General features: G+C 46.2%; 23 protein-coding genes. 1 reads left to right on the top strand and 22 read right to left on the bottom strand.

Annotation, left to right across the window (positions count from 1 at the left end):
* Positions 1–161: 161 nt before the first annotated feature.
* The 6 genes from OM794_RS07220 to OM794_RS07190 form a co-directional block, all read right to left on the bottom strand.
* Complete coding sequence (locus OM794_RS07220; RefSeq protein ID WP_226251137.1) at positions 162–1,328, bottom strand: nucleotide sugar dehydrogenase; 1,167 nt, start codon at positions 1,326–1,328, stop codon at positions 162–164.
* A gap of 63 nt (positions 1,329–1,391) precedes the next feature.
* Positions 1,392–3,533, bottom strand: coding sequence for a sulfotransferase domain-containing protein (locus OM794_RS23255; RefSeq protein ID WP_320442902.1), 2,142 nt, complete (start codon positions 3,531–3,533; stop codon positions 1,392–1,394).
* 179 nt (positions 3,534–3,712) lie between these two features.
* Positions 3,713–5,011, bottom strand: a complete 1,299-nt coding sequence (locus OM794_RS07205) for a glycosyltransferase (RefSeq protein WP_265154409.1) — start codon at positions 5,009–5,011, stop codon at positions 3,713–3,715.
* Positions 5,012–5,037: 26 nt separating this feature from the next.
* On the bottom strand, positions 5,038–7,401 hold the full coding sequence (locus OM794_RS07200; RefSeq protein WP_265154408.1) for a glycosyltransferase: 2,364 nt from the start codon (positions 7,399–7,401) through the stop codon (positions 5,038–5,040).
* Between the two features lie 35 nt (positions 7,402–7,436).
* Complete coding sequence (locus OM794_RS07195) at positions 7,437–7,886, bottom strand: class I SAM-dependent methyltransferase (RefSeq protein WP_265154407.1); 450 nt, start codon at positions 7,884–7,886, stop codon at positions 7,437–7,439.
* Complete coding sequence (locus OM794_RS07190; RefSeq protein ID WP_265154406.1) at positions 7,883–8,788, bottom strand: tetratricopeptide repeat protein; 906 nt, start codon at positions 8,786–8,788, stop codon at positions 7,883–7,885. The genes OM794_RS07195 and OM794_RS07190 overlap by 4 nt, the downstream gene beginning before the upstream one ends.
* Positions 8,789–9,068: 280 nt before the next feature.
* Between OM794_RS07190 and OM794_RS07185 the strand changes: the two genes are divergently transcribed.
* Positions 9,069–9,665, top strand: coding sequence for a hypothetical protein (locus tag OM794_RS07185; protein WP_226251133.1), 597 nt, complete (start codon positions 9,069–9,071; stop codon positions 9,663–9,665).
* 79 nt (positions 9,666–9,744) lie between these two features.
* Here OM794_RS07185 and rfbC read toward each other — a convergent pair whose 3' ends face one another.
* From rfbC to OM794_RS07105, 16 genes are all read right to left on the bottom strand, one after another.
* Positions 9,745–10,302: a dTDP-4-dehydrorhamnose 3,5-epimerase gene (gene rfbC, locus OM794_RS07180; RefSeq protein ID WP_226251132.1), complete on the bottom strand. Its 558-nt coding sequence runs from the start codon at positions 10,300–10,302 to the stop codon at positions 9,745–9,747.
* A gap of 55 nt (positions 10,303–10,357) precedes the next feature.
* Positions 10,358–11,374: a hypothetical protein gene (locus tag OM794_RS07175; RefSeq protein WP_226251131.1), complete on the bottom strand. Its 1,017-nt coding sequence runs from the start codon at positions 11,372–11,374 to the stop codon at positions 10,358–10,360.
* Positions 11,374–12,858, bottom strand: a complete 1,485-nt coding sequence (locus OM794_RS07170; protein ID WP_226251130.1) for a hypothetical protein — start codon at positions 12,856–12,858, stop codon at positions 11,374–11,376. The genes OM794_RS07175 and OM794_RS07170 overlap by 1 nt, the downstream gene beginning before the upstream one ends.
* A 182-nt stretch (positions 12,859–13,040) precedes the next feature.
* Positions 13,041–13,937, bottom strand: a complete 897-nt coding sequence (gene rfbA, locus OM794_RS07165) for a glucose-1-phosphate thymidylyltransferase RfbA (RefSeq protein WP_226251129.1) — start codon at positions 13,935–13,937, stop codon at positions 13,041–13,043.
* 104 nt (positions 13,938–14,041) lie between these two features.
* On the bottom strand, positions 14,042–15,001 hold the full coding sequence (rfbD, locus tag OM794_RS07160) for a dTDP-4-dehydrorhamnose reductase (protein WP_226251128.1): 960 nt from the start codon (positions 14,999–15,001) through the stop codon (positions 14,042–14,044).
* Positions 14,998–15,351: a four helix bundle protein gene (locus OM794_RS07155; protein WP_226251127.1), complete on the bottom strand. Its 354-nt coding sequence runs from the start codon at positions 15,349–15,351 to the stop codon at positions 14,998–15,000. Before OM794_RS07155 ends, rfbD begins: the two co-directional genes overlap by 4 nt.
* Positions 15,352–15,391: 40 nt before the next feature.
* Complete coding sequence (rfbB, locus tag OM794_RS07150; protein ID WP_226251126.1) at positions 15,392–16,519, bottom strand: dTDP-glucose 4,6-dehydratase; 1,128 nt, start codon at positions 16,517–16,519, stop codon at positions 15,392–15,394.
* A 29-nt stretch (positions 16,520–16,548) separates the two neighbouring features.
* A complete protein-coding gene (locus tag OM794_RS07145; protein ID WP_226251125.1) occupies positions 16,549–17,496 on the bottom strand; it encodes an ABC transporter ATP-binding protein in 948 nt (315 codons plus the stop codon).
* Between the two features lie 67 nt (positions 17,497–17,563).
* Positions 17,564–18,979, bottom strand: coding sequence for an MBL fold metallo-hydrolase RNA specificity domain-containing protein (locus OM794_RS07140; protein WP_226251124.1), 1,416 nt, complete (start codon positions 18,977–18,979; stop codon positions 17,564–17,566).
* A gap of 264 nt (positions 18,980–19,243) precedes the next feature.
* Positions 19,244–19,435: a DUF2283 domain-containing protein gene (locus OM794_RS07135; protein ID WP_226251123.1), complete on the bottom strand. Its 192-nt coding sequence runs from the start codon at positions 19,433–19,435 to the stop codon at positions 19,244–19,246.
* On the bottom strand, positions 19,435–19,692 hold the full coding sequence (locus OM794_RS07130; protein WP_226251122.1) for a DUF4258 domain-containing protein: 258 nt from the start codon (positions 19,690–19,692) through the stop codon (positions 19,435–19,437). Before OM794_RS07130 ends, OM794_RS07135 begins: the two co-directional genes overlap by 1 nt.
* A 475-nt stretch (positions 19,693–20,167) precedes the next feature.
* Entirely contained in the window at positions 20,168–21,268 is a 1,101-nt protein-coding gene (locus tag OM794_RS07125; RefSeq protein WP_226251121.1) for a chain-length determining protein, read from the bottom strand.
* Between the two features lie 3 nt (positions 21,269–21,271).
* Positions 21,272–22,084, bottom strand: a complete 813-nt coding sequence (locus tag OM794_RS07120; RefSeq protein WP_226251120.1) for an ABC transporter permease — start codon at positions 22,082–22,084, stop codon at positions 21,272–21,274.
* A 148-nt stretch (positions 22,085–22,232) separates the two neighbouring features.
* Positions 22,233–23,900 (bottom strand): polysaccharide biosynthesis/export family protein, encoded by a 1,668-nt coding sequence (locus tag OM794_RS07115; protein WP_413229730.1) that lies wholly within the window; start codon positions 23,898–23,900, stop codon positions 22,233–22,235.
* Between the two features lie 53 nt (positions 23,901–23,953).
* The gene (locus OM794_RS07110; protein ID WP_319001106.1) at positions 23,954–24,361 is read right to left on the bottom strand and encodes a DVU3141 family protein; all 408 of its coding nucleotides are present in this window, start codon (positions 24,359–24,361) and stop codon (positions 23,954–23,956) included.
* Positions 24,362–24,645: 284 nt separating this feature from the next.
* Positions 24,646–25,671, bottom strand: coding sequence for a porin (locus tag OM794_RS07105; RefSeq protein ID WP_226251117.1), 1,026 nt, complete (start codon positions 25,669–25,671; stop codon positions 24,646–24,648).
* Between the last annotated feature and the right edge of the window lie 146 nt (positions 25,672–25,817).

Below are 25,817 nucleotides of genomic sequence, written 5' to 3'. Positions count from 1 at the left end.
CAACGCTTTGGTGTAATCTTCCGCCTGGAAAGCGTTATTCGCTTCCTGCAACACACTCATAGAACGACTCAACACCAAGAGATAAAAAAACGGAGCTGCCTGGAAAGAACACAACATTCATGTAGCAAAGCACCATTGAAATAGGGGCTTCAGGCCACCGCTCAATCGCTACCAAACAGATCACGGGTATATACGTTATCAGCAACATCTTTCAGTTCATCGACCATGCGGTTGGCGAGTATTACACCACACTCTGCCTTGAAGGCCGCTAGATCACGCATCACTCGAGAGCCAAAGAAGGTATCTTCTTTCAGCACTGGCTCATACACGACCACTTCTACGCCCTTAGCCTTGATACGCTTCATTACGCCCTGCATGGCGCTGGCACGGAAGTTATCGGAACCGGTCTTCATAATTAAACGGTATACGCCGACCACCTTTGGTTTACGGCGTAACACGGATTCGGCAATAAAATCCTTACGGGTTCGGTTGGCATCCACAATGGCTTGAACCATATTGCTAGGCACATCTTGGTAGTTAGCCAACAGCTGCTTGGTATCTTTCGGCAGGCAATAGCCACCGTAACCAAAGCTGGGGTTGTTATAGTGACTACCAATGCGGGGGTCTAACCCTACCCCTTCGATGATTTGCTTGGTATTCAACCCGTGGGTTTCCGCGTAGCTATCCAGCTCGTTAAAGTAGGCAACGCGCATCGCCAGGTAAGTATTGGCGAATAGCTTTATGGCTTCTGCTTCGGTGCTATTAGTGAGTAGCACCTCAATGTCCTGCTTAATAGCTCCTTGTTTTAACAGCTCGGCGAACGTGGCTGCGCGCTCAGAGCGTTCTCCAACAATGATGCGTGAAGGATAAAGGTTGTCGTGCAGCGCTTTACCTTCCCGCAAAAACTCCGGGGAAAATATAACGTTTTGAGTTCCTAGCCGCTTGCTGACCTCCACGGTATAGCCAACAGGCACGGTAGATTTAATCACCATCACCGCGTCAGGATTTACCTGCATAACCTGTTTGATCACTTCCTCAACACTGGTGGTGTTAAAGTAGTTCGTTTCAGGGTCATAGTCTGTGGGTGTGGCAATAATTACATAATCGGCATCGCGGTACGCAGCCTCTGCATCCAACGTAGCATGAAACCGTAAGTCATCACGCAATAAGAAAGCTGAAATATCGGCATCCTCAATGGTCGAGCGGCGATCATTCAGCATCGCTACCTTTTCAGGCACGATATCCACCGCAACCACTTTATGGTGCTGAGCCAACAGCATTGCGTTGGAAAGGCCTACGTAGCCTGTGCCGGCAATTGCTATTTTCATCTTAAAACTTACCTAATTCAGATGGTATAGATTTATATCCTCCAGGCGCCAAAAAGTTATTTATCATTCAATTTTATGTTTGTCTATTTTCAGCCCTAAAAAAGAAGCTATACTTACTGAAGTCTCTTCAGGTTTTTTAATCAACTCATCGCTATCAATAATTAAATATGGCAGACCAATTTTTTTTACGACACCAAAAATATCAGAGTACATTTTAGATATTGCTAATGACAAAGACAGATCAGTTTCATAATCATCAGGGGCAGCTGGATTTCTCTTCAACTTGCTTTCGGCGCACTTAACTGGACTTCTTGATGAAATTATTACCTTAGGATTTTCCATCATCTTATAAACTTGCTCTATATATCTATGAGTAGTAGGCTCTTTCCAACCCCATATTGAGCCAGACTCAGACTTAGATCTATTGGCAACAACCTCCTTTATATTTTTTAAAGCATTTCTATTATAATTCATTCTTGGATCTTCATGATTACTTTGATTTACAACACCCATATTAACGCCTAATATTATTAACACTCCAGCGACAGCAGAGGTACCAGAGCGAGGTGGGCCTAGCACAACAACTTGACTACTTAAAACCGGATCCATAAAATCAATTCCCCTTAATTTTTTTATAACAGGTGTTATATACGGCAAAATAGTGCTAGATGCCCTTAGCTTTTCAAATTCTTCTAAGAAAGTTTCTGGACAAGTAAAATCTAAGTGATCAATCTGCCAAGGAGCATACATCCACCATTCTGATGCCAGAAGTTTTTCAATTAAATTTTCAGAAAAGCGATATCTTATCACTCTGGCAGGGACTCCAGCTACTATAGCATATGGAGGCACGTCTTTAGTAACTACGGAGCTAGCTCCAATTACAGCACCAGTTCCAATGTTAACTCCTTTCGATACAAAAACACCATTACCTATCCAAACATCATTACCTATGACTGTTCTAACTGTTCTAATATCTTCTAAAGCTTTTTTTCGGTTAACCTTAAGACTAGAAAAAGATTTTGATAACGAATCATTATTCCAATAGCCAAAAATATCTTCACCGTATTGGAATGGGTGCGTTGAAACCCAACTGGTCACATGATTACCTTGACCTATATTTACATTTCGGGCAATAGAACAGTATCGACCTATATCAACTGAATAAAAATACCCATCAACTAAATAAGAAAACTCGCCCAATTTCACATCTCGCACTAAAGTAGAATCACCTACTTTAGATGGAGGGAAGAAAGAACAATCTTTACCCGCCCTCTTGAATGCACCTTCAGAAAAAAGAATTCCTTCTTCCTTCATTTTTGCATTATTGCTTACCAACCCTATATTTTTAAGTGAATAACTAGTCTTCTTTTTTGATTCCAAATAAAAATTTTGAATTGAGTTATCAATAGACTGCCACTCAGGAAGAGAATCTTTCATAAGTTCTCTCACCTCATCCATATCTTCTCTATAAAACTCTAATAACTCACAAAGCTCATTTGCAGTAACATAAGGAGACTTATCTATATTCAATGATATCTTATGATTATCATATCTTCTACTGCTGCCCTTATTAGAAGCTGCAGCATTAACAATACTTTCATCTTGATATAAACCTAAAAAATTTTCCGCTTTTTTTATACCTGTCAAGGGATCACTAATTATATCGCGCTCCATTATCAATCCCAGGCAGTTATCTGAAGAAAGTTCAGAAACCCATGAATTAATATGCCTAGAATAAAAACCCAAGTCCACTATACCAAAGCGTTCATAATATTCGCTGATAGAAGCATTTGGTGCAATTCTGTCGCGCTTGGCATGGTGAAAAAAAGCGGATACAGCTCGCCAAACAGGGTGCCGAAGAGAATAAATAACTTTAAGATCTTTTCCGCAAAACTCAACTGCAGACTTGGCTATAAATTCATTATGATTAACACCAGGCTTACAAAATCGAGAAGAAGAATCTACAGACCAAAAATATGATGGTGTTTTTTCACCAATGACAACATGTCGGTCAGCTGCCTCTTTAAAATTAGAGAGATAGCTAGAAATTTCATTTTCATCACGCCAATTTCTTTTATTAAAAAATAGCAGCTCAACTTTTTCAGGTAGAAAAACTTGCTTGTGTTTTTTAAGACAATCATAAAGCCATGTTGAACCACCTTTCTGAGTTCCAACGATTAAAAAGTTTGGCTTATTCACTTTCATAAAGACACCTTTAATGTAAAATTTATCCCATATTCAGATCAAAACTTTCGCAAGCAATTTAAAGCATACAAGGCCTTAGATTTGTGGGCATATTACAACCCAAATTAACAAAAAATTGAGAAAGCAATTATCGTCAACAACTAAACAATAAAAATAAACAAGCGTAGCATTTAAAAAATCTAGTTTGTGTTTAACAGTTCAGCAAAGGATTTTATTTCACTTGCTAAAGAAAAATACTCAAAAACTGTTTGTTTATTAACCTCACCACACTCTATGGAATAAGGCTTATCCTCAATGTACGAAACAAGCGCATTAACCCAATCACTTTTTATAGCATTATTGGCATATACCAAACCTTTTATATTCGCTTTAAGTTTTCTATAAGGTATAGTGTCAGAAGCGACAACAGGCAACCCTAAGGAAGAATATTCTAACACTTTCAAATATGACTTATGATTATTAAATTCATTTTCAATAAGTGGAGCAACTCCGGCCACAGCGTCTTGTACTTGGGTTTTAACCCAGTCAACAAAATCAGGATAGTCGACTTTGTCCACTGGCACATCTACCCTCTGAACCCAACTAGGTATCGTAATTTTACTGTCTAACACACCTATAACACGAAAGGTAAAATCAGGAATTAATTTTGCAACTTCCTCAATATACGGCAAAATGAAATTGTAGTCCTCTTTATGTGTGCGTGTGCCGACATACACCACGACATTATTTTTTGTATGTACGTTTTCCTCTCCTCTCCATAAGCGTTCACTTATTTTATTTTCCAATGTATAAACTTTATCTGTATACTTACTTAGCGAGTCTTTTAGCTCGTTTGTTGAAACAGTTACGATATTTGCATTCATTATTAGCTTTTCAAGATGAGATTTATAATTTTTATAAATTGACTTAGTATCGATACTGTCTGGCACATTTAAAAGATCATCATCCAAGTCCAGCAAGTACTTTACATCACCTCTCTTCGAAGAATTAATTAAGGCATCTACGCCTGCTGGAGTTAAAGCATTTCTTTGTATAATTAATTTTTTAATATCTCCGACTTCTAAGCCTGCTATTAGCTGGTCAGAAGACATTCGGCAATATGTTACATCATTACTCAAGTCATTTACCGTTCGTTCCCATACTCTCACATAAGTCGAACCATTGCCGCGCACCTGCTTTCGATCACTTGGGCAAACCACACCAACTATGCGATCAGTCAAAACAGTTTGTCCCAAATCTATCTTGTTAAACAAACTCTGATAAAGAGCATGATATTGAGCAGCCATCCATCTTATATCTCTAAACTTGCCCTCTTTTTCTTGCCAGTCTTTGACACCTGACAGCTTGTTATTCAAGTCTGTATTTAGAGAAACTTTAATTTCTTCATATAATAATTCAGTTTCCTTGTTTTTTAGAACCCATCCAGCGTTGTACTCCTTGACTCTGTCGCCAACGGTTGGATAATCCAAAACAAACACGGGGAGGCCTACTGAAAACAACTCAGTTAATGTATGGCACCATGTCTCATCCCAAATGGAAAAACTGCGCCTACATCTGGTTTTATTTTAGCCACATGCTCTGCAAATTCGTCTCTCTCATACTTCCCATGAAACACTAGTCTTTCGCTTGCATTTTGCAATAAAGTTTGACGAGCATTGCCTAAAACATGGAATTCTAAAAGCTCATCTTTATCTCTCTCTAAAAGAGACAGAATAACGTTAAGCCCTTTAGCTTCATCTATATTACCTGGGATTAGAATTTTGTATCTATTTTTAGCTATAATTTCTTGCTTAGGATTAACAAACTTTTCAAAATCTCTTCCATGTTTGATAACCTTGAACCTATTAGAGTCAATACATTTAAAATTATCTAAAAATATATTTTTAGCATGTTCGGATGTTGTAACAAATGCATCTACATATTGCAATGCGTTTGAAAAATTTTCGCGCCAGTTGTGTATCCACGCACCTTTTAAGGGAGGAAGGGCACCGCTTTCCCACAAAGGGAAGCTACAATCTTGCTTTGCTTGAGACTTAGAGCAATCGCCCTCACAAAAAAACAAGTCGTTATCTAATAGCTTTACTGTTGGACACAGCGCATAGTAATCATGAAAAGATTTAACTACCTTAGCTCCTGCTAACTTAGCAATCTTAGTCAAACCCAATGAATGCCATACTAGATGTCTTATATGTACTATCGAAAACCCGAATTCAAATAGCCAATTGTAAACCACTCGATCATACTCATGGGAAGTATGAGTCAGAGGATCAACAGGTTCTGACAGCTCATGACGCAAAACAACCTCGTCATCAACTTTTCCAACTTTATAAAGCGTTAAAAATTCACTATCACAATGCAACAACCATGGTTCTATTGAATCATTTAAAGCCAGCATTAAATCTCTATTTGTCTGAGGAGTACCTCCGGTTTTAGTTGAAACTACAAATAGGCACCTATCTTTTATCACCTCGTGTTGACAATCATAAATTGCTTTTTTGGCTTGAAAACGTGCAAGCTTAATTTTTAGATCTTGTGTGAAGACGGATATCGCTTTTTTATAATCTGGATAACGATTATCAATTATTTTCCTTCCGGCTATCATCAAGTCATTTTTTGATTCACCAAAACTCTTTGACCTATCATGAAATACATATGTTCTATCATCTATAATATTACGCCACCCGTGTTTTCTTGCACGCATACAAAAATCATTCTCTTCCCCATAACCTTTTGGAAAAGCTTTTTCATCAAGGTTTCCTACCTGATTTATACAAGAACGGCGAATATACATACAGAACCCATTTCCTGTAGGTACTGTCGGATATAGCCCAATAGAGCGCCGCCTAAAAGCTTTGGAGTACTCAATTTCAGAGACACCCAATGGCAACTTGTTATCATTTCCAATATTCGGAGCGGAAAAAGCGCCAGCCCTATCAGACATAGGAGTGACCGTTGCTATATTGCTATCCGTATTAGCGGCAAAAAGAATACTTTCTAACCAAAAAGGAGTAACCCTAGCATCAGAGTTAAGTATCACAACATCATCATTCTTACAAAGGTCAAGCCCTTTATTGACTGTCCTTGTGAAACCCATATTTTGCGTATTATTAACTACAACAAATTGATTATCGTATTTTAAAGTTTCTAAAAAAATATTTATATTTTCATCTGGGCTAGCATCATTAATCAAATACACACAGACACTTTCATCTGTATACAACCGAAGTCTATCCACACAAACTTTCAAATCTTCCAACGCGTTATAAATAGGAACAATGATACTTACTGGGGATGCAGCGTTATTGTAATCACCGAAATTAGTTACTTTTCTTTCACTTCTATTAACAAAGCACTCTATTTTTCTTCCAGAAGGCAATTTTAAAATCACCTGATTAGAGTCTTTATCGAAAATCCCTTTAGGAAATTTTATTAAAAAACCACCTAATCCTTCACTTTTTCTATGTTTTTTTAAGTCTAGCCGTTTTATGCCATTTTGAACTGTACAGTAATTAAAACCATTTACATCAACCTTGATATCGAATACTTCTTTTTTGTCTTCTTCATTTACAGCCCAACCTGAAACAACACTTTCATCTTTTTTTTCTATCTTAACATTATACTTGCATTTCAATATTGGCTTATTGACATTGTTTTCACCAGGGGCTTTCGAAACCTGATTTTTAACATTTCGTTTTTTATTCTGAGCCATTAAAATATTAAAATTTAAAGAACTTTCCAAAGCTGGATGCTGCTTTATAGCTTGTCGATATAAAACAACTGCTTCGTCATATTTTTTTTCACGCAACAGTCTATTAGCAGTAGCAACCAACTCCTGATCACTAGTATGCAGTTTATTACTTAGATTCATTTAATTCACCAATCCCTATGATTAAAATCTCAATATCAATTTAAAAACTCTTCAGCACCTATAGTATCCGCACGCATTACCCACTTAGCATCTAGCTCTTTGCTTGACCACAATTTCACTAATTCCGTGTAATTATACTCTAATTCTTTATTGCTTGAATCCAAGTTTGATATAACTAGCAAACCTGTAGGGTATATATTAATTTTAGCAATGCTTAAATCAGGCCTATACTTTTCGAATATTTCAATGAGCTTCCAAATATCACCTGTCCAAGCCCGAGTACGCCGCTCACGCTCCGCCTGTGCTGGATGACCAGGAAAAACATCATCAATCACTACTACTGTGTTTGAACTTGAAAATTGTTCGACATTAATAAAATCTCTCAATGCGTACTCAAACAAATGCATACCATCAATAAATGCCAAATCTGGGGATTTTGTTAAGTAGTGATGGGCATTATTTTTAAAAAATTCATCACTGGTCATGCGTAGTAACGTATGGTTTTTTGCAGCTTAATATTTGGTCTTGGCATAGGGTCTACACCAATTGCTTGACACTCCGCTAACAACAGGCTTTTTCCTGTTTGCACGCCAATTTCTAGATACAAATTGGGTTTTAATTTTTGATGCAGCCTTTTAAGGAACTCATGTTTGTCTCCATCACCAATTAAGCGTTCTTCTTCAGCTGTACCTTGTGGAAAGCTTTTTTGATTTTGATAAGCTTCATCCAACCTGTCGTAATAGGTTTGGGGCATATTTTCTTGCAAAATGGAGGCAAGGGTTTGCCAATGCCGGATAGCTTCATCAAACAAGCCTTGACGCTGCACGCTTTCTGCTAAGCCAATTAAGATTGCTGGATCGTTTGGACACTGCTCATGAAGCTCAGCTAAAAGCCCGTAGGGTACGTTATGCTGTATATCGTCCTTCTCAAACGACTTCACCGCCCAGCTTTCAGGTAGGCCTAGTTGCTTGAGTTGCTGTTTGGCGCGAACCTGGGTGACTAAACGTTGCTGCGGGCCATAAATGACCAGATCTAGCGAAGTATTCCAATGCTCTTGACCCTTTTGTAACTCCCCATTCACGGCTCTAGCTCGCGCTAGGCTATTATGAACACCTGAAAGTAATAACCGATAGCGCCATAACCGTTCAACTCTATCCTCACCCTCTCTCTGCTCAACCAGTTGCCAAGATGCCAAGGCATTTGCGCAGTCGCCAAGTTGAGCATAGGCAGCTGCTAGGTAAATTTTAAGCTGGGTGTTATCGGCGTCATCGTCAATATCATTTGCAAGTGCGATTAGTGCCGCCCAATCGCCTTCTACCCACAGTGTTTTCGCTAACTGTAACTGTTCATTCTCAGGTGTATCTTGGGGCATTAATGGTAATAGCATGTTACTCTTCATCTTTATTTATTTAGTCTTATTAGAATTTGTGGACAGCCATTAGGCTATTGCATGTGCAAATTAGGTAATATTTCTTTATGTATCACGTTAGCTATACAATGAGTCACTACACCAGAGCAGTCAGCTTGGTTAAAAATAAGTCTTTGTATCAACCTTACCATTCAGATTGGCCCAGTTGTGCAGCGAAAGAAAAATGCTTTGACATTGCAAGGTACACCACGCTAAAAACTTAACCATCATACAAAGCATTAGCACCAAGGAGAAAAGCATGCCCTCAAGACAACACGTGGTAATAACAGGAACAGGCAGAACTGGAACTACCTTTTTAGTTGAACTATTAACACACCTTGGACTCGATACAGGCTTCAGCGCCGAATCAGTGACACAGATGAAAGACCAGACTGGACGAGCGGGACTAGAGCATGACATCAGAAAAGAAAACAGTCCTTTTATTGTCAAGAGCCCTTGGTTTTGTGATATCGCAAAAGACATTATTCACCGTAAAGACATCGCGATAGAGCATATATTTATACCTATTAGAGAATTAAATGCTGCAGCACAAAGCAGACGTGTTGTCACCGAAGCAGGCTCAAGATATGGAGGCCTGTGGCATACAAAATCAAGCGACCCAGGCGTACAAGAACAAATTCTTTCGATGCAAGTATACAAACTCATGTTGGCGATTTCTAATGCCGACATACCAGTGACTTTGATTCGCTACCCCAGGCTGACAAAAGATACAGCTTATCTTTTTAAAAAATTAACTCCTATCTTGAAAGGTATAGATTACGAATTTTTCTGTGAAAAATTTAATAAAATAGTGCGCCCTGATCTTGTTCACTCTTTTAACAAAAACGATTGCTAAAAATTTTTCGTTTTTGCTTGCTGTCAAAGCACCTTGTTGTTCTCATTTCCAAGGTGCTTTAAAGAAGCTCATTTTGGTATCAATTTTTAAATTTCAGACAATTGTTCCATACCTGCGCCTGCCCTTTCTCATCCTTGCCTGAAAGCTGAGGTGCCTCACCATCCACTAGCGGCCAATCAATATTAAGAGTTGCATCGTTCCACAGCAGCGAATACTCATCGCCTGGGTTGTAGTAGTCGGTGCATTTGTATTGAAACTCCGCTTCTGCACTGATGACGTAAAAGCCATGGGCAAATCCCGGCGGTACCCAAAGTAGTTGCTTGTTATCCTCGCTTAGGTGCACCCCTACCCATTTACCAAAGGTTGGGCTTTCTTCGCGTAGGTCTACGGCTACATCGAAGACTTCGCCTTGGGTAACGCGCACCAACTTACCTTGGGGCTTGGCGTGCTGGTAGTGCAGGCCACGCAAGATTCCCTGCTTGGATTTGCTGTGGTTGTCTTGCACAAACTGGTAGTTACCACAGTGTTCTTCAAACTCGCTTTGGCGAAAGGTTTCCATAAAGAAACCACGCTCGTCACCGAATACTTTCGGTGTCAGCAGTACAACATCGGGAATAGAGAGTTTTTCGTAATTCATGGTATTTGGCACTTATGAAAATGTGTTTAAAAGGTCTGATTTTTCTGCTGCGGGGTTATCGCTGTAGCAGCTTGTCTTTCAATAATAAGTCTTTGATGAGATCCAGCTGGGCCTCTGCGCGCTCTAGCTCAATGGCCAGCTTAGTCTGGCGTTCTTGCGTTGCTTGCATCTCAGTTTCTAATGTTTCGTTGCTTTGCCGCTGTTCGCGCAACTGTTCACGAAGTGTTTCCTGCTGCTTGGTTAACTTTTCGCGCTCTTGCTTAAGCTGATTGGTTTCAGCTTGGGCCTTTTCTTTTGCCGCGGCGTGTTCATCGCGTGCTTTTTTTAGCTGTTCAGCATGTTGCTTTTCAAGCTTTTCGTGGGCTTGCTTGAGCTGGGTAATCTCAGCTTGGGCTTTTTCGTTGGCGGCGGTCTGCTCTTTTTCCCGCTGGTTTAGCTTTGTGACCTTTTCTTGGAGCTGCTTATACTCGCTATAGAGCGGGTTACGTTTGAGCTCTACTAGCACAAAATCTGGATCATCCGCTTGAGTGTTAACGATCTCAAAGCCTAGCTGTTCACAGGTGACTATCAGCTCAGATTGCTTCGGCATGCCTGTGTATAAACTTTCTGGGCTGGTACGTACCCATAGCTTTGTTAGCGAGTGCAACTGCCCTTTTGCTTCCAGTGCTTGTACCAACGCTTGGGCGCTTTCCGGCTGCTCAATGATCAATTGAGCGATTGGCGCAGCATTTAGTTTATGTGCCTTCAACGCGGCTTCAAGCGTGTGCGTTTCCACCGTGCGGTGGTGCTTTTCAACTAGCCCTGGGTATAGCTTTTTTAAGCCACTAACGGGGGTCAAACTGTTAAATTCGGAAAGGCTATACTCATATAGAACTGCATCATCACCCTGGGGGGTAATAGGGTGTTCTGCCACAAAAAGCTTGGGTACGTTCCTTTTTAGCGTTTCTACCTTGCCAGCTGCATTTTCAAGCGTTGCGATAAACGTTGGCAACGCGGCTGTTTGCATAATGTGTAAGCTCTCGTCTCTAATAGAGCCAATGTGCACAAGTATGGGAGTGTTGGCTTCAGGCATTACCTAGTCTCCTGAGATGCTTGTGCATTTTCACCGTTCGAAGCTTCTTCGGACGGTTGCTGAGGTGAAGGTAGCTGTAGCTGCTCTAGCCTGGTTTGACGATGTTCCATTTGACCATGCTGTATATAGTGCAGCAGGGGTTGATAGCCGCTCTCAGCAATATCGGGGTTTCGGGTAATGTAAAACTTGGTATCAAAATTCGGGCTTGGATTGCGAGCTTCCAATACCCCAAACTTCAGGTAATGTTCCACTGGATCCATCGTACTTTTGGCAATATCAGGGTACTGCTCTAGGTACCACTGTTTATCGAAGTGCTGGCTGGCTTGCACCAACGCAGCCTGTTGCTTCAGTGTCTTACGGTGCGAACGGCTATGCTTGTAGGTTGCCGCAGAATAGTGAGCAGCATTACACCGAACCCACGTTAGCCATGTGCTTTGTTCTTGCAACGCTTGCTGAAACTCTTCTTTCTGCACGTTGAGCTGTGTTTGGTAGCGATCGATTCGAGAAGTAAGATTTTTTTGCTCAGCTTGATATTTTTTGAGTTCAAGGTGAAGCTGCTGCAGTTGCGTAAACCGTTGTTCGAGTTGCTGTAGCGCGCTGTCCCGCTGCTTTATCGCAATTTCGTAGTGATTTCTTAGGTCATCGCGCTGTTTCACTAGCTCTTCTCGTTCTATGAGCTTGCTTTCTAATAGCTCTTGAACACGGTGTAGTTCAGCGATAACCAGGTCGTTTTCTTCTTTGACGCTAATAAGTTCTTGGCTCTGTGCAGCTACTTGCTGCTGAGCTTTCTGGTGGGCTTCTTTTTCATCACCAAGCTGTTGTTTAAGATCATTATTCTGCTGGCTGGTTTTCTGATGATCACGCAGCGTATTGATTACTTGATCTACCACTTCCTCGGTTTGAGGGTAAACAGCGATGCTACTGGCGGAAAGGTGGTCAGCGTTTTCTTGCATGGCACTGCTAGCCGCTAATAGCTGACTGGCCGCTAAGGTAAATATCGGTGCATGTTTTGCTGGCGGTAGTGTTAGCAGTGATGCTTTGTCATGCTGGGGAGGTGCCCCCCCAATATCTGCTCCAATAAGTGTTATTTGCCGGCGATGCTGACGGAATAAGTTAAGTGTGGCATTCGCCATTTGCTGCCATGCCTGAAGCGTGCTTTCTGTATCCTCCCCCTCCGCTAGCTTAGCGGCTATATAGGGCACTGGCTGAAGCCATACCAGCGTAATGTGTTGTGTTGTTTCTTGTTGAAGCCATTGCTTAATAGTACCGGTAGCATCTTCCGAGAGACTTTCAAGAAACAGCACAGGGGGATTATTTTTTGCAACATGCTTGCCTTTCTGCTGCCCGCTATCAGGTTTATCGCGAAGGGCCGCTGTATCATTTACTTTAAGCGTCGCTAAGGTTATTTGCTTTTGCTCTGATGGCAATAACAACGCTGGCTCACGCGTGATTGCGTGCAGACCTAAATAAATTACCAACGGCATAATGTGTTAACTCCGGATATGTTCGGTCATTCAAGGTGATATGGGTTGCCTAGCCAGAAGCAAAAGATAGCCACGGACACTCACTGAAAACACGAATAAGGGTAAAACCTACATCTTTGGTTTTCGTCAGTGCTTTCCGTGAGAGTTCGTGGCATACCTAGGGCTCTTCCGTGGCAATCTTTTTACTTTTGCGACTTCTGCTTGAGTAAGCGCTGGAGGTACTGGCCGTATTGAGTCTTGGCAAGCGGTTTGGCTAGCTCACTTAGGCGCTCATCGCTGATCCAACCATGCTGCCAGGCAATCTCTTCCAGACAGGCGATCTTCAGGCCTTGGCGATGCTCTATGGTTTGCACGTATTGGCTGGCTTCTAGCAGGCTGTCGTGGGTGCCGGTATCCAGCCAGGCAAATCCGCGACCCAAGCGCTCAACACGCAGGTCGCCGCGCTCCAGGTAGGCGTTATTCACACTGGTAATTTCCAGCTCGCCACGCTCAGAAGGCTTGACCTGCTTAGCAATTTCGACAACGTCATTGTCGTAAAAATAGAGTCCTGTTACCGCGTAAGCCGATTTTGGCTTCTTCGGTTTCTCTTCGATAGAGATGGCTTTGCCGCTCTCATCAAATTCTACAACGCCAAAGCGCTCTGGGTCTTTAACCAGGTAGCCAAATACGCTGGCTCCTGTAGCGTGTTGGCTAGCGCGTTTTAACTGCTCGGAAAAGTGTTGACCATGGTAAATATTGTCGCCCAGCACTAAGCAAACGGGGCTGTCGCCAATGAACTCTTCACCGATGATAAAGGCTTGAGCCAAGCCATCAGGGCTTGGCTGTTCGGCGTATTCAAACTGAACGCCAAAGTCGTCGCCGTTACCTAGCAAGTTTTTATACTGCGGCAGGTCTTCAGGTGTCGAGATGATTAGAATCTCGCGAATACCGGCCAGCATTAGCACAGAAACCGGGTAATAGATCATCGGCTTGTCATAGACAGGCAGCAGCTGCTTGGAGACACCGCGGGTGATGGGGTGTAAGCGAGTGCCTGATCCTCCGGCTAGGATGATGCCTTTACGCTGGGTATTTTGGCTCATGGTGACCTCCTCTGTAGGTTGATTGCTACGGACACTCACTGAAAACATGGATAAAGGTAAAACACACTATTGCTTATTTCCGTGGTGTCCGTGTCTTCCGTGGCTTAAGTGTTTTCGAGGTATTCTTTAAGGGTTAGGCCCAACTGGTTTTGCCAAGACGGTAGTGTGACACCCAGCGCGGCTTCAAGTTTACTCAGGTTCATTCGTGAGTTTAGAGGCCGCTTTGCGGGAGTCGGATACTCAGCGGTGGGAATGCCCGCTGCGCCTTGGGGTTTAATCGCCAGTGCTTCACCGGCTTCGCGAGCCTGCTCAAAAATTTCGCATGCGAACCCGTGCCAGCTTGTTTCCCCTCTTGGCGCCAGGTGGTAGATGCCTGTGGGGATGTGAGGCGTAAGGGGTGAAGCGTGAGGGGTAAATTGTGAGGGGTGAGGCGTAAACGCTAGCGCGGTGGCCTGGGCGATTAGGCGGGCTGGGGTGGGCGCGCCTATTTGGTCGTTGACGATGCTGAGTGTTTCACGCTCGCGGCCCAGACGCAGCATCGTTTTCATAAAGTTGTTGCCGCGTGCAGCGTATACCCAGCTGGTGCGAAAAATCAGGTTCTGGCAGCCGCTTTGGGTAACCGCTTGGTCGCCTTCCAGCTTGGTTTGGCCGTACACGCTGTGTGGCTCCGTTGGGCTCTCTTCCTGCCAGGGAGTCTCACCATCACCTGGGTAGACGTAGTCGGTTGAGTAGTGCACCAACGGAATATTGTGCTTGGCGGCATACTCGGCTAACTGTGCTGGTAGCTCGGCATTGAGGCGTTTGGCTTGGGCTGGCTCGCTTTCGGCTTTATCAACTGCCGTGTAGGCGGCGGCGTTGAGGATGAGGCTTGGCTTGTGCTCAGCCAAGTAGGCATCCACTGCTTGGGCATCTGTTAAATCAAGTTCATGCCGTGTAGGTGCTAACACATTGCCGAACAGGGCAAACTGACGCTGGAGCTCAAAGCCGACTTGCCCGTTTGATCCAGTGATGAAGATAGTGAGGGGTGAAGCGTGAGGTGTGAGGTGTGCGTGTTCAGATGTCATAGTGAAGCCTTTAAATGCTTGATCAGTCCGCCTAGCTGTGAAAATACAGAATTGATCGCTAGTTCCAGTGTTGAAATATCATCCATATACCCTAAGCGTTGGGCAATTTGGCACTGAGTTTCAAGCTCACTGAGCGAACCACGTGCTATGTGCAAAAATCTTAAAAAGTCGGGTTTACTACCACGAGCAGCGCCTTCGGCTATATTGCTTGGTACAGATACAGCGGCACGTTGCATTTGGCTAGCAAGTCCATATCGTTCAACTGATGGAAAGGCTGAGGTCATTGAGTAAACAGTAACAACGAGATCCATCGCTTCTTGCCATACCCGCAGTTGCTGATGCTTTCTCACAACTCTTCCCCTTACTACTAACAAGCGAAGCGCTTACTCCTCACACATTACCTAGCCGTTGGCCTTGGTAGCTGCCGTCTTGGACGCGTTTCCACCAGGTTTCATTGGCGAGGTACCACTGCACTGTTTTACGCAGGCCGGTTTCAAAGGTTTCTTCTGGAACCCAGCCTAGCTCGCGTTCGATTTTGCTGGCGTCGATGGCATAGCGCACATCATGGCCAGGGCGGTCGGTGACGAAGGTGATTAAATCTTTGTGAGAGCGCTTCGCTTGAGAAGGGTGAGCGCCCTGCGGGCTTGTGAGGGGTGAGGAGGGTTCCCTCACTCCTAACTCCTCACTCGGCGCTAAATCATCCAGAATCTCACAGATGGTTTCCACCACGTGCAGGTTCGTTTGCTCATTATGCCCGCCGATATTGTAGGTCTCGCCTACCTGCCCTTGTGTGGCGACTTTGATCAAGGCGCGGGCGTGGTCTTCTACATACAGCCAGTCGCGGATCTGCTGGCCGTCGCCGTAAACCGGGAGTGCTTTACCGGCTAGGGCGTTGAGAATCATCAACGGGATGAGCTTTTCTGGGAAATGGAACGGGCCGTAGTTGTTGGAGCAGTTGGTCACCAGCGTAGGCATGCCATAAGTACGCTGCCAGGCGCGCACTAAATGATCAGAGCTGGCTTTACTGGCCGAATACGGCGAGCTGGGCGCGTAGGAGGTTTCTTCGGTGAACAAGTCATCCGTGCCTTCTAGATCGCCATACACTTCGTCTGTACTGATGTGGTGGAATCGAAAAGCATCGCGACGCTCACCTTCCAAGCTGTTCCAATAGCTACGGGCGGCTTCTAGAAGCACAGCGGTACCAACCACATTGGTTTGGATAAACTCTGCTGGGCCGTCAATAGAGCGGTCTACATGGCTCTCTGCTGCTAGGTGCATGACTACATCAGGCTGGTGCTGTTCGAACAGTTGCTGCATGGCGGCTGCATCGCAAATATCGGCCTGGGCAAAGGTGTAGCGTTCACTGGTTTCAACACTTGCCAGGGATTCCAAATTGCCTGCGTAGGTCAGCTTGTCTACGTTTACCACGCGGTGAGCTGAGTTTTGAATAAGCTCACGCACTACCGCTGAACCGATAAATCCTGCCCCGCCGGTAATTAAAAATGTTTTTTGCTGCATCACTGATAAGTCCTTTGTTTCATCATTTATTACATTTCCACCTGCGAGGACGCTTGCTTTAGCGCGTCTAGATGCTGAATCGCATGCGTAACCTGGCGTTCTCTTTTAGGTATATCTTTCGTTATTTGGTCTAGATATAGCGGCAGCAGTTTTTCTGTTTTGGCGACATCAAGAGATCGCTTTGCTTCTTTTAATTTAACGCGGCATTGCTGAAGGTGCTTTTCAGCACCGGCTATGTCTTGTGGAAGGTTGGGGTCAATCTTCGACACTGGCTCCGGTTGCTTAGCTTTTGCCACCGTTGAAACAGCTTTATGCGTATCTATATCGTCGTGATAGGCCTTAATGGCATCGTTGATATTATCGTACCAATGAGCGGTGCCTTCATTCAGGTAAAGACCAGCGGAGCATAAATCTTTTAAGATACCTTCTGAGTGGGAGACCATAATTAACGAGGCTTCACCCACTTTAGATTGGAATAACGCTTTGGCCTTTTCTTTAAAAGCTCTGTCACCCACCGCCGTGGCTTCATCGGATATATAGATATCAAAATCGAAGGCGAGTGATAGTCCAAAGGATATACGTGAACGCATACCGGAAGAGTATGTGCGCACCGGTTCATCAAATGCCTCACCAATTTCTGCAAACTCTTCTACAAATTGAATAACCCGCTGAACTTCCTGGGGGGTGGAGCCTTGCACCCTAGCGACAAATTTGGCGTTCTGGCGCCCAGTCATACTATTTTGCATGCCCCCTGCTAGCCCAACGGGCCAGGAAACCCGGCTGTGACGAATCACTTCACCACGCTCAGGTGAATCCATACCGGCGATTAAACGCAGCAGTGTGGATTTACCCGCGCCGTTAGCACCAATCAAACCGACACTTACCCCTTTGGGGATGGTGAGGTTGATGTCTTTTAGCACCCAGTCGCTGCCGTGGTGGTTGTGGTAGCGTTTGTAGAGGTTTTTGATTTCAATCATTGGTTTTTTGGTGAAGGGTAAGGGGTTAGCGCTTCGCTTGTGAGGGGGAACACCTCACTGCTATCAGCTAACTCCTTACCGTTACACTTCTGCCTTTGCGTTTATAGAGGCTTTCAAGTTCAGCTTTGAGCGCTGCGCGGGCGGTTTGTTCGCCGTGAACCAGGCGAATGGTGTGGGGCCAGCGACGCATGCGCTTTACGAAGTTGAGTAGGTCTTTTTGGTCGGCGTGGGCGGAGTAACCGCTGATGGAGGTTACGCCTGCTTTTATATCAAACCGTTCACCGTCGATGGCTACCCAGCCGCCCAGGGGGCCGTATTGCTGTATATCCCGCCCTGGGGTGCCTGCCCCTTGGTAGCCTACGAACAGTACTTGGTGACGTTCATCACCCAGCATGGCTTTGAGATAGTTCATGATTCGCCCGCCTGCACACATGCCGCTGGCGGCAATGACTACTGCTGGGCGGCCTGTTTTGGCTAGGTACTCAACGGTTTGTTCATGCTCTGCGTGGCTATCTACGGTGTAGAGATTGGCAAAGTTGAGCGGGTGGCGGCCACTGCGCAGGCGCCCTTGCGCTTCTTTATCCCAATAGGGTTTTAGCTCGCGGAAAACCTTTGTAAAACGGGCGGCTAGCGGTGAGTCGACAATGATTTCCAGTGACTGCCACTGTGGTGAGCGCGCGTGGTGAATAATGGTTTCTAGCTCGTAGAGCAGCTCTTGGGTGCGGCCAATGCTAAACGCAGGCACCATCACCGTGCCACCGTTAGCGAGTGCTTGCTCTATAGCGGCTTTTAGGGTGGCGCGGCGCTGGCGACGGTCTGGATGAGTGCGGTTGCCATAGGTGCTTTCGAGTACCAGTTGGTCGCAGCCGTAGGGCGACTTTGGCGCAGGTAATAGCGGTGCGTAGGGGGCGCCTAAGTCGCCGGAGAAGACGATTCGCTCTTTTTCGCCGGTATGTACATCCTGGTAGCTTACTTCAACGTAGCTGGAACCGAGAATGTGCCCTGCCCGTTTTAGTTTTACCCGTGTGGTGCCGGTGCTTGCGCCGTTGTGATCGCTTACGTCGCTTGCCCTACCTATGTTGTGCCATTTGCCATAGGGCACGCTCACAATTTGCTTTTCGAGCTGCGCTTGAAAGCGCTCGATCAGTTGGCCGTTGCGGGTGAAGCCGACCTTTAGCGCGTCCTCAATCACCAGGGGAAGTAGCTTGGCCGTGGGGATTGAGCAGATAATCGGGCCGGTGAAACCTGCGGCCAGTAGGTAAGGCAGCCTGCCCACGTGGTCAATATGGACGTGGGTAATGACGAGCGCCTTAACGGTACTGATATCGAATTCAATTTGTAGCTGCTCGAAGCTGTCTTCCGCGGCGTCTTCCCCTTGGAAGAGGCCACAATCCACCAGTAGCGATTCGTGACGATTGAGTAGCAGTTGGTGGCAGCTCCCCGTTACGCCAGTGGCTCCGCCGTGGTGAATGATGTCGAGCATTGGTAAACCGTTAGTGGTGAATCGTGAGGTGTGAGGCGTAAGTCGTTTGGTGTCAGCGTGGGACGGTGCCGGGGTTTTGGCTTTGTGCTATTGGGCGTCGTTCCGACGCCTTTCGCGGGTGCCTACGAACGCTCGCTAAGCTCGCCTTCTTCGTTACCGCGCGCTACGGGTTCTTTCACTGCGTTCTGTGCGTGCGTGATTTGTAGCGCGTGGTAAGCCTCAGGCGCACCCGCGGGAGCAGCGCGGAGCGGTGCCGGGGGTTGGTTATGCTGCTTGGCTCTTTAAGAGCGGCCATGCCCCCTGCTTAGAAGCGTCAAGGATGACAATTTCGGTAATTGTGCCATCTCCCGCGTAACTAATATGGGTATTCCAGTCTTGTGAGACTTCTTTAACCGTATGTTTATCTGAAAGATGCAGGACTAAAATGTCATCTGCTTCATCGTAGGTTGTACGCATTACTCATCCTCCCACTCAAAGTGATGCATAACGGTTTTGACAACTAGCTTATCTTCTAAGACAGCTGCGACAGACAAAAGGTTGTCTTGGCGATTTTCAAAGTATCGCGCTACCCAAAACCGGGTAGCATCTTTGTACTTTACTTTCCCCCGTTCTACCAATTCTAGCAGTTCACCTTCTGTGATATTTCGAGCAGCCATGCGCTCACTGGCATGGCGTGTTATGTGAATATCCACTTTGAAACGATGACTATACATATTTTCAAACTACAAACTTAGTTTGGATCACTGCATCAACACCCACAGGAGCAGCGCGGAGCGGTGCCGAGGTTTGGCTCTGTGCCACTGGGCGTCGTGCCGACGCCTCCCGCGGGTGCCTACGAACGCTCGCTGAACTCGCGCTCTTCGTTACCACGCGCTACGGGTATGTGCACTCACTCAGTTTCGGTGGTGTGATTCACACTCCCTTGGAATCCCCACCTCCAAGTGCATGCGTAATTTAGTAGCGCGTGGTAAGCCTACGGCGCACCCGCGAAAGCAGCGCGGAGCGGTGCCGGGGTTGGCTCGTGTAGGCAAGGTTGGTTGGGTGCCGTCGGGCGTCGTTCCGCCGCCACCCGCGGGTGCCTACGAACGCTCGTTGAACTCGCGTTCTTCGTTACCACGCGCTACCAAAATGTGAATTGTAAGCGGTAAATGGTGAATCGTTTCGTACCCCTCACCCTTCACCCCAATCTTAATCGCGGTGATCTTTGATGATCATCATCAGCATGCTGAAGATGAAAGCGAGGAAGATGGTGATGATAGCGAATACGCTGCTGTTGTAGAGCCGGTTGGGTTCTGTGGGATACTCCGGGAACAGCGGGCTTTGCAGTATGCTCACCTGTTTGAGCTGGCGGGCAGCTTCCAGGCGGGTGTTTTCTAACGCCGCCAGCGCACTTGAGTAGGTTTCCTGAGCAAACTGTGCCTGCAATTCTAGTGTTTCGTATTGCGCTGAAACACTGTTGAGCGAGTCGCCGGATGCTTGGGCGATTCGATCACGCTGTTCAATAATTTGGTCGCGTAATGCGGTGATATTACGCTCGACTTGGCGCAATTCAGAAGACTGGGAGCTTTGAAAGCTGGCTAAAGCGCTGCGCTGGGCTTGCAGGCGGGCTAAGTCAGCCTCAAGCGTCGCCACCACTTGGTTAATATTTTCCACCGTTGCGGTGGGTGAAACCAAACCATATTGGTTTTGAAATTCAAGCAGCTTGGCGCGGGTCTCTTCAAAGCGCTCTTCAAGTCGAACCATTTGCTGTTCTAAAAATTTCACCTGCTCATCGGCTAAACGGTGCCCCATTTCATTCATATGGTCTTCACCTGCTTCCAGCAGGAGCGTGGCCACTTCATGGGCAAATTCAGGTGTATACGCCTGCACATGGATATTGAGCACGCCTGCGTACTCATCCAGCTCAATTTCTACCCGGCGTAGGTAGTACTTGTGCAGATCTTCAATAGGAGCATCACGGTTATGCAGCTTGGCGAAGATGTCTCCATGCTCGGTATAGTGGCTACGAAAATCGAGTTGCTCATCCAGTAGGCGCAGCATATCAACTGAGAGTAAGTGCTCACGCAGCAGTAATAAATCGTGAGTATTACCACCTCCGCCACTGCCCATAATTGACGACAGGCTAAATTCCGGCGTAGCGACCTGGGGGCTTTCTAACACTACGGTGGCGCGGGATACATAGCGCTCCTCCGCCCATACAAACCAGTAAAACGAGACTACAGCAATCGCGATTATAGCCACGGCCCAATGTGGCGATGTTTTTACAAAACGACGAAAAGAACGTTGCATAGTTTATTGTGCCTTCAAACGATCAATAAAGCGCAGGTGCATCAATAGCCCCAGGGCGATTAGCGTGAATGTAAAGAGCCAGAAATAGAGCATACTGGTGCCCTGGACGACATGGTACTTGTCAAAAAAACCCAATCGCAGCGTTTCAAGGCCATGGGGAATAGGATTAAGCATCAGGTATTCAAGCAGCCAATGAGGTAAGGCATTTAATGGCAAAATCACCCCAGAGATAATTAGCAGTGGTAAAGAAGCCATGCGTACCACGCGGCCAATCTCGGGCACCAAGGATGCTGCCACCGAGGTTATCAATCCTAGGCCGAGTCCGAGGCTCCATAATGAAATCCAGGCAGCCACTACTCTAATGGCATTATCTGGGTACATGTCTAACCCCAGCATTAATCCGCCGCCAATAAAAAGCAGGAAGATAAAACTGCGCAGCATGCCTTCTAAAAAGTTGCGCACTAGCACTGGATCCACGGGCTGTACTTGACGATAAGCAAACAGAGCTTTGTTTCCATCTACAGCCCCCATTCCCCGCATCATGCCTTCACGTACCAAGAAAAAGCCCATTAAACCGGCGATCATCCAGGGAATAAATTCGGCATTTACGACTAGGCGGTCACTGCGAATAAAACTACGTATCGCGACCATAATGGCAATAAAGGCGAATGGTTCGAAGATCATCCAGAACCAGCCCATGCGGTCTGACATGGTGCGCGAAATGGCTTCGCGCATGAACATGGCGTACCACACGCTGCGCGTGACTTGCCACGGTGTCCGTGCGCTCCGCCGAGGGCCGCTGTTTACGTTATCCATAGCGCTACTTCTTGAAAGTGAAACAAGATTTGTGCCTTTTGAATGTTAGCCACGGACACTCACTGAAAACACGGATAAGGACAAAACCTTAAATAAGGTCAAAACCCTATATTTTCCGTGCTTTCCGTGTCTTCCGTGGCCAATAGGGTTACAAATCAACCGCTACGCGGGTTGCGACCGCTACTTGGTAAAGAATCTGCGTGATGGTTGAGGCTAGCTGAAGATTGTGGGTCGGTGGTGCTGGCATGACGAGGATTTCGTCGCCGGGACGCAGGTTCACGTTGCGTGCGTTTTCAACCGCACCGTTTTGGCGAACCACAAGGATATGATCGTCATCGGCACGCTCAGTGAAGCCGCCAGCGCTTTCAATGTAATCAATTACGTTCATGCCTGGCCGGTATACAGCGGCTTGAGGCACTAGCACTTCTCCACTAATCAGCATGGAGTCGCTGACTTCTGGAATGGTGACTACATCACCGTCCTGTAAACGTATATCCGAAATACGATCGTTATAAGCGACCACCAAACGGCCGCTGGGCTCTAATTCGCCGGCACGCTGGATAAAGTTTTGGATCAGTTCGGCTTCTTGTACTCGAATCTGCGCTTCTTCGTTTGTGCTTGAAGATGCACCCAGGTAAGTCGTTTCGAGGCGGCGTAGGCTGTCTTCAAGGGATTGCTCCTGCTGCTCTTTAACACTTTCCCTACGTAGCGAGATACTTTCTACAGCTGTCATATTTTCCGGTACGGCAATGGCATCCAGCAGTTCGCTTAGACGGGCATCGCGAGGTAACGCGTAGCGGGAGGGGCCATAGTAGCTACCTTCCACTTCTACAACGATGGTTTCACTGCGCTTATCGGCACTAAATTGCACATCATCGCCGCTACGTATCGTTTGGCCGTAAAACATATCGATGGGGAAGTATTGAGCGATAGGCCCACTTTCACGATCACCACGCAGTAAAACGTGTGATACGCCACTTCTTAGCCGCGCTAAATTCACTAGTTCAGCGCCACTCAAGGTAGTGCCCGTCATTTCATAACGGTACTCTCGGTGGACGTCGCCACCAACGGCAATCGCTGGTCCGCGCTCTTCAACAACGATGGTATCGCCATCCTTAAATTGTGGACGGGGAATATTGCCGTTGATTAAGAAATCATACAGATCGACGGTGGCCACATCGCGGCCGTCTCTGACAACGCGGATTTGTCGGTAACTTCCCAGGTCTTGGTCAATGCCGCCGGACTGGTCTAGAAAATAGAGCAATGAGTCGTTCGGTGTTCCTGCATAGCGGCCGGGGTTTTCTACATAGCCGGTTACGTATACCGCTACAGGCTGAACGCCTTGAAGGTTGGTATATACCTCTACGTTGTCTGGGTAAACCGACGTAATGGCTTGGCGAACGCTAGCATCCACTTCCTGGCTGTTTTGCCCTTCAACGTTGAGCGGGCCAGAGCCGGGAATAAAAATATTACCCTGGGCATCAACGGGCAGAACACGGTCAAGTTCAAATGCGCCCCAAGCGCGAACTGTGACTTGGTCACCGGGTTTAATGCGGTAATCCGGATTGAGACCATCCCCCATTGCTCCGCGGAAACCACCGCTGAACAGGTTGGCACCAAAAGGGGGTAATACATCAGGATCTTGAGGAGCTGAGACCACAGGCCCTACTGTGCCACTGCGCCAATCGGCCCGTGGGGTATCATTTACCTGCTCCTGCTGATTCACCTGTTCTCTAGGAAGAATGGTGTCTGGCAAGCTTATCGCTTGCGCCCATGCTGGTGCTGCTATGCAGCTTCCCATCAGCACGGTCGACATGAGGGCGAGTGGGCGGGTAACCTTTAAACGTTTTAGCATGTTGGCAGCTCGCATTAGTAACGCCCTTCTGTGGTTTCGATGACAACGCGTTGATCAACCCAGCCATCAGGCGTTTTGCACACTAGCGCGGTACGGGCGTTGCTGCTACCTGCGGCTACCACCTTGAGCTTACGGCATTCACGACCACTGGCAGCTAAGTAGGCGGCATCGGCGACTATCTCAACACCGTCCCCCCATGGCGAGTTAGCAACATTGATGATGCCGCCTGCAGGCGCTTGGGCTAAAAACTCATTGAGGTTTGCATTCTTTATTAACGTAGCGGGATCATTATTCAGTACGTATTGCGCTTCTTGCTGCGTATTGCTCGCTGGATAGGAAGCGCAGCCGGTTAAGATGGCAGCACTAAGCATCGCCAACAGCATACGAGCTCGCATCACGGGTAAACGTTGAGGTGTCGACATCATTATTTCCAAATAAAAGGCACGCTACCGCCCAGGGATTGTGACGGGCGTATTCCCTTGCCCTACTTCTCTGGGTGGATGAAAGTGGTTGGCATAAGCACAAAGCACTTTTGCCAGCCGCCCATTGTAGGGGAATACTGCCAGCGGCTCTACATGGACAACCCCTGTACAGCTTATTCATTCTTCGTGTAAAAATAACTGTTGTTGGAACCCCCAAAAAAAACGGCCTCATTAATGAGACCGTCGTCATATAAACAAATTATTTTTAATACATTAGAGCGACCTTAGAAGTGATAGCGCGCGCCTGTTAGCCAATACGTTCTGTCTGCCGTGCTTTCTTTTCGCACGCTGGGCGCATCGCCATCCGCCAGCTCTACGAACACGTCAAATGCGCTGGAAATTTTATAGTAAGCTCCCGCAGCCCATGCGTTACTTTCATCGCCTTCATCACGATCTACGTTGTAGTAATCTGCGGTAAATGCCCAAGGCCCTGTTGAATAGGTACCACCTAGACCAGCCGTCTCAAAGCCACCGCCATAGGTATCGCTATTGTCTTGGGTTTCAACACCTAAGCGCATCGTTAGCTGATCAGAAAGTGCGTATGAGCCGATTAGACCATATAGCATTTCGCCGTTTCCGCTGCCACCACCACGTGCTATGTTTTCTACTGCACCAAACCCTACTTTAAACGGGCCTTGCTGATAGCGAATACCACCTTGTGCGGCAAAGACATCACCTTCACTACTCTGCTCCGCAGCCGTCAATCCACGCTCACTGTAATGCTTTACTTGCAGGAAAGAAGTGAAACCGTTCAGCTCGGGCGTGTAGTAACCAATTGAATCGCCTCGCGACTGTAGCCCGGTTGAATTAAAAAGCAGGCCCCGGTCAAGATATACATCAAAGGGCGCCGATACAAACTGGTAGTAGAGACTATCAAAGTTACCTGCTTGCAGTGTGCCGTACTGTTTGCTTGTCAAACCGATATAGCTCTGACGGATTTCATTGAAGCCTTGGTCAGTATTACGTTCATCGCCAGTAAATCGCCACTCTAAGCGCCCAAAGGCGTTTAGATCAGATGTAACGGCATGACTCATTCGAAACCCTAAGCGAGAGTAGACATCAACGAATTCCGCCCCATCATCGACTTTATTCCCAGCGCTATCAAACTCAGGGCCACCACCCGCAATCCCCATTGCGATACGCCCATAAATATCGAACTTCGTGCCTTCTTGATCATATAGCGTTGTGGCTTGAGCCGAGGAGATACTTAACAGGCTTGCTACCGCTACCGCCAACTGCTTCATCTGCATTATAAATAACCCCTTGATACGCTAATTTTATTGACTGCTTTAGCTTCTCAGCTGCACAGCCAGATAATGTTATACAATATCAAGAAATCATTAAAGAAAAATCGTTCTTATTTGTATTACCGTCTAAAAAGCAAACTATGAGCCAA

The sequence above is a fragment of the Halomonas sp. BDJS001 genome (genome assembly GCF_026104355.1).
In the GTDB taxonomy this organism is placed as follows: domain Bacteria; phylum Pseudomonadota; class Gammaproteobacteria; order Pseudomonadales; family Halomonadaceae; genus Vreelandella.
Note: the sequence above shows the minus strand (reverse complement) of the source record. Positions and strands in the feature narration are given on the sequence as shown.

Bases quoted from the DNA above. Each gene is read 5' to 3' on its own strand.
- OM794_RS07110 (WP_319001106.1), bottom strand. From the start codon at position 24,361: ATGTCGACACCTCAACGTTTACCCGTGATGCGAGCTCGTATGCTGTTG.
- OM794_RS07105 (WP_226251117.1), bottom strand. From the start codon at position 25,671: ATGCAGATGAAGCAGTTGGCGGTAGCGGTAGCAAGCCTGTTAAGTATC.
- OM794_RS07195 (WP_265154407.1), bottom strand. From the start codon at position 7,886: ATGACCAGTGATGAATTTTTTAAAAATAATGCCCATCACTACTTAACA.
- OM794_RS07185 (WP_226251133.1), top strand. From the start codon at position 9,069: ATGCCCTCAAGACAACACGTGGTAATAACAGGAACAGGCAGAACTGGA.
- rfbA (WP_226251129.1), bottom strand. From the start codon at position 13,937: ATGAGCCAAAATACCCAGCGTAAAGGCATCATCCTAGCCGGAGGATCA.
- OM794_RS07145 (WP_226251125.1), bottom strand. From the start codon at position 17,496: ATGATTGAAATCAAAAACCTCTACAAACGCTACCACAACCACCACGGC.
- OM794_RS07125 (WP_226251121.1), bottom strand. From the start codon at position 21,268: ATGCAACGTTCTTTTCGTCGTTTTGTAAAAACATCGCCACATTGGGCC.
- rfbB (WP_226251126.1), bottom strand. From the start codon at position 16,519: ATGCAGCAAAAAACATTTTTAATTACCGGCGGGGCAGGATTTATCGGT.
- OM794_RS07190 (WP_265154406.1), bottom strand. From the start codon at position 8,788: ATGCTATTACCATTAATGCCCCAAGATACACCTGAGAATGAACAGTTA.
- OM794_RS07130 (WP_226251122.1), bottom strand. From the start codon at position 19,692: ATGTATAGTCATCGTTTCAAAGTGGATATTCACATAACACGCCATGCC.
- OM794_RS07115 (WP_413229730.1), bottom strand. From the start codon at position 23,900: ATGTCGACCGTGCTGATGGGAAGCTGCATAGCAGCACCAGCATGGGCG.
- OM794_RS07120 (WP_226251120.1), bottom strand. From the start codon at position 22,084: ATGGATAACGTAAACAGCGGCCCTCGGCGGAGCGCACGGACACCGTGG.
- OM794_RS23255 (WP_320442902.1), bottom strand. From the start codon at position 3,533: ATGAAAGTGAATAAGCCAAACTTTTTAATCGTTGGAACTCAGAAAGGT.
- OM794_RS07135 (WP_226251123.1), bottom strand. From the start codon at position 19,435: ATGCGTACAACCTACGATGAAGCAGATGACATTTTAGTCCTGCATCTT.
- rfbC (WP_226251132.1), bottom strand. From the start codon at position 10,302: ATGAATTACGAAAAACTCTCTATTCCCGATGTTGTACTGCTGACACCG.
- OM794_RS07140 (WP_226251124.1), bottom strand. From the start codon at position 18,979: ATGCTCGACATCATTCACCACGGCGGAGCCACTGGCGTAACGGGGAGC.
- OM794_RS07175 (WP_226251131.1), bottom strand. From the start codon at position 11,374: ATGCCTGAAGCCAACACTCCCATACTTGTGCACATTGGCTCTATTAGA.
- OM794_RS07170 (WP_226251130.1), bottom strand. From the start codon at position 12,858: ATGCCGTTGGTAATTTATTTAGGTCTGCACGCAATCACGCGTGAGCCA.
- OM794_RS07220 (WP_226251137.1), bottom strand. From the start codon at position 1,328: ATGAAAATAGCAATTGCCGGCACAGGCTACGTAGGCCTTTCCAACGCA.
- rfbD (WP_226251128.1), bottom strand. From the start codon at position 15,001: ATGACATCTGAACACGCACACCTCACACCTCACGCTTCACCCCTCACT.
- OM794_RS07200 (WP_265154408.1), bottom strand. From the start codon at position 7,401: ATGAATCTAAGTAATAAACTGCATACTAGTGATCAGGAGTTGGTTGCT.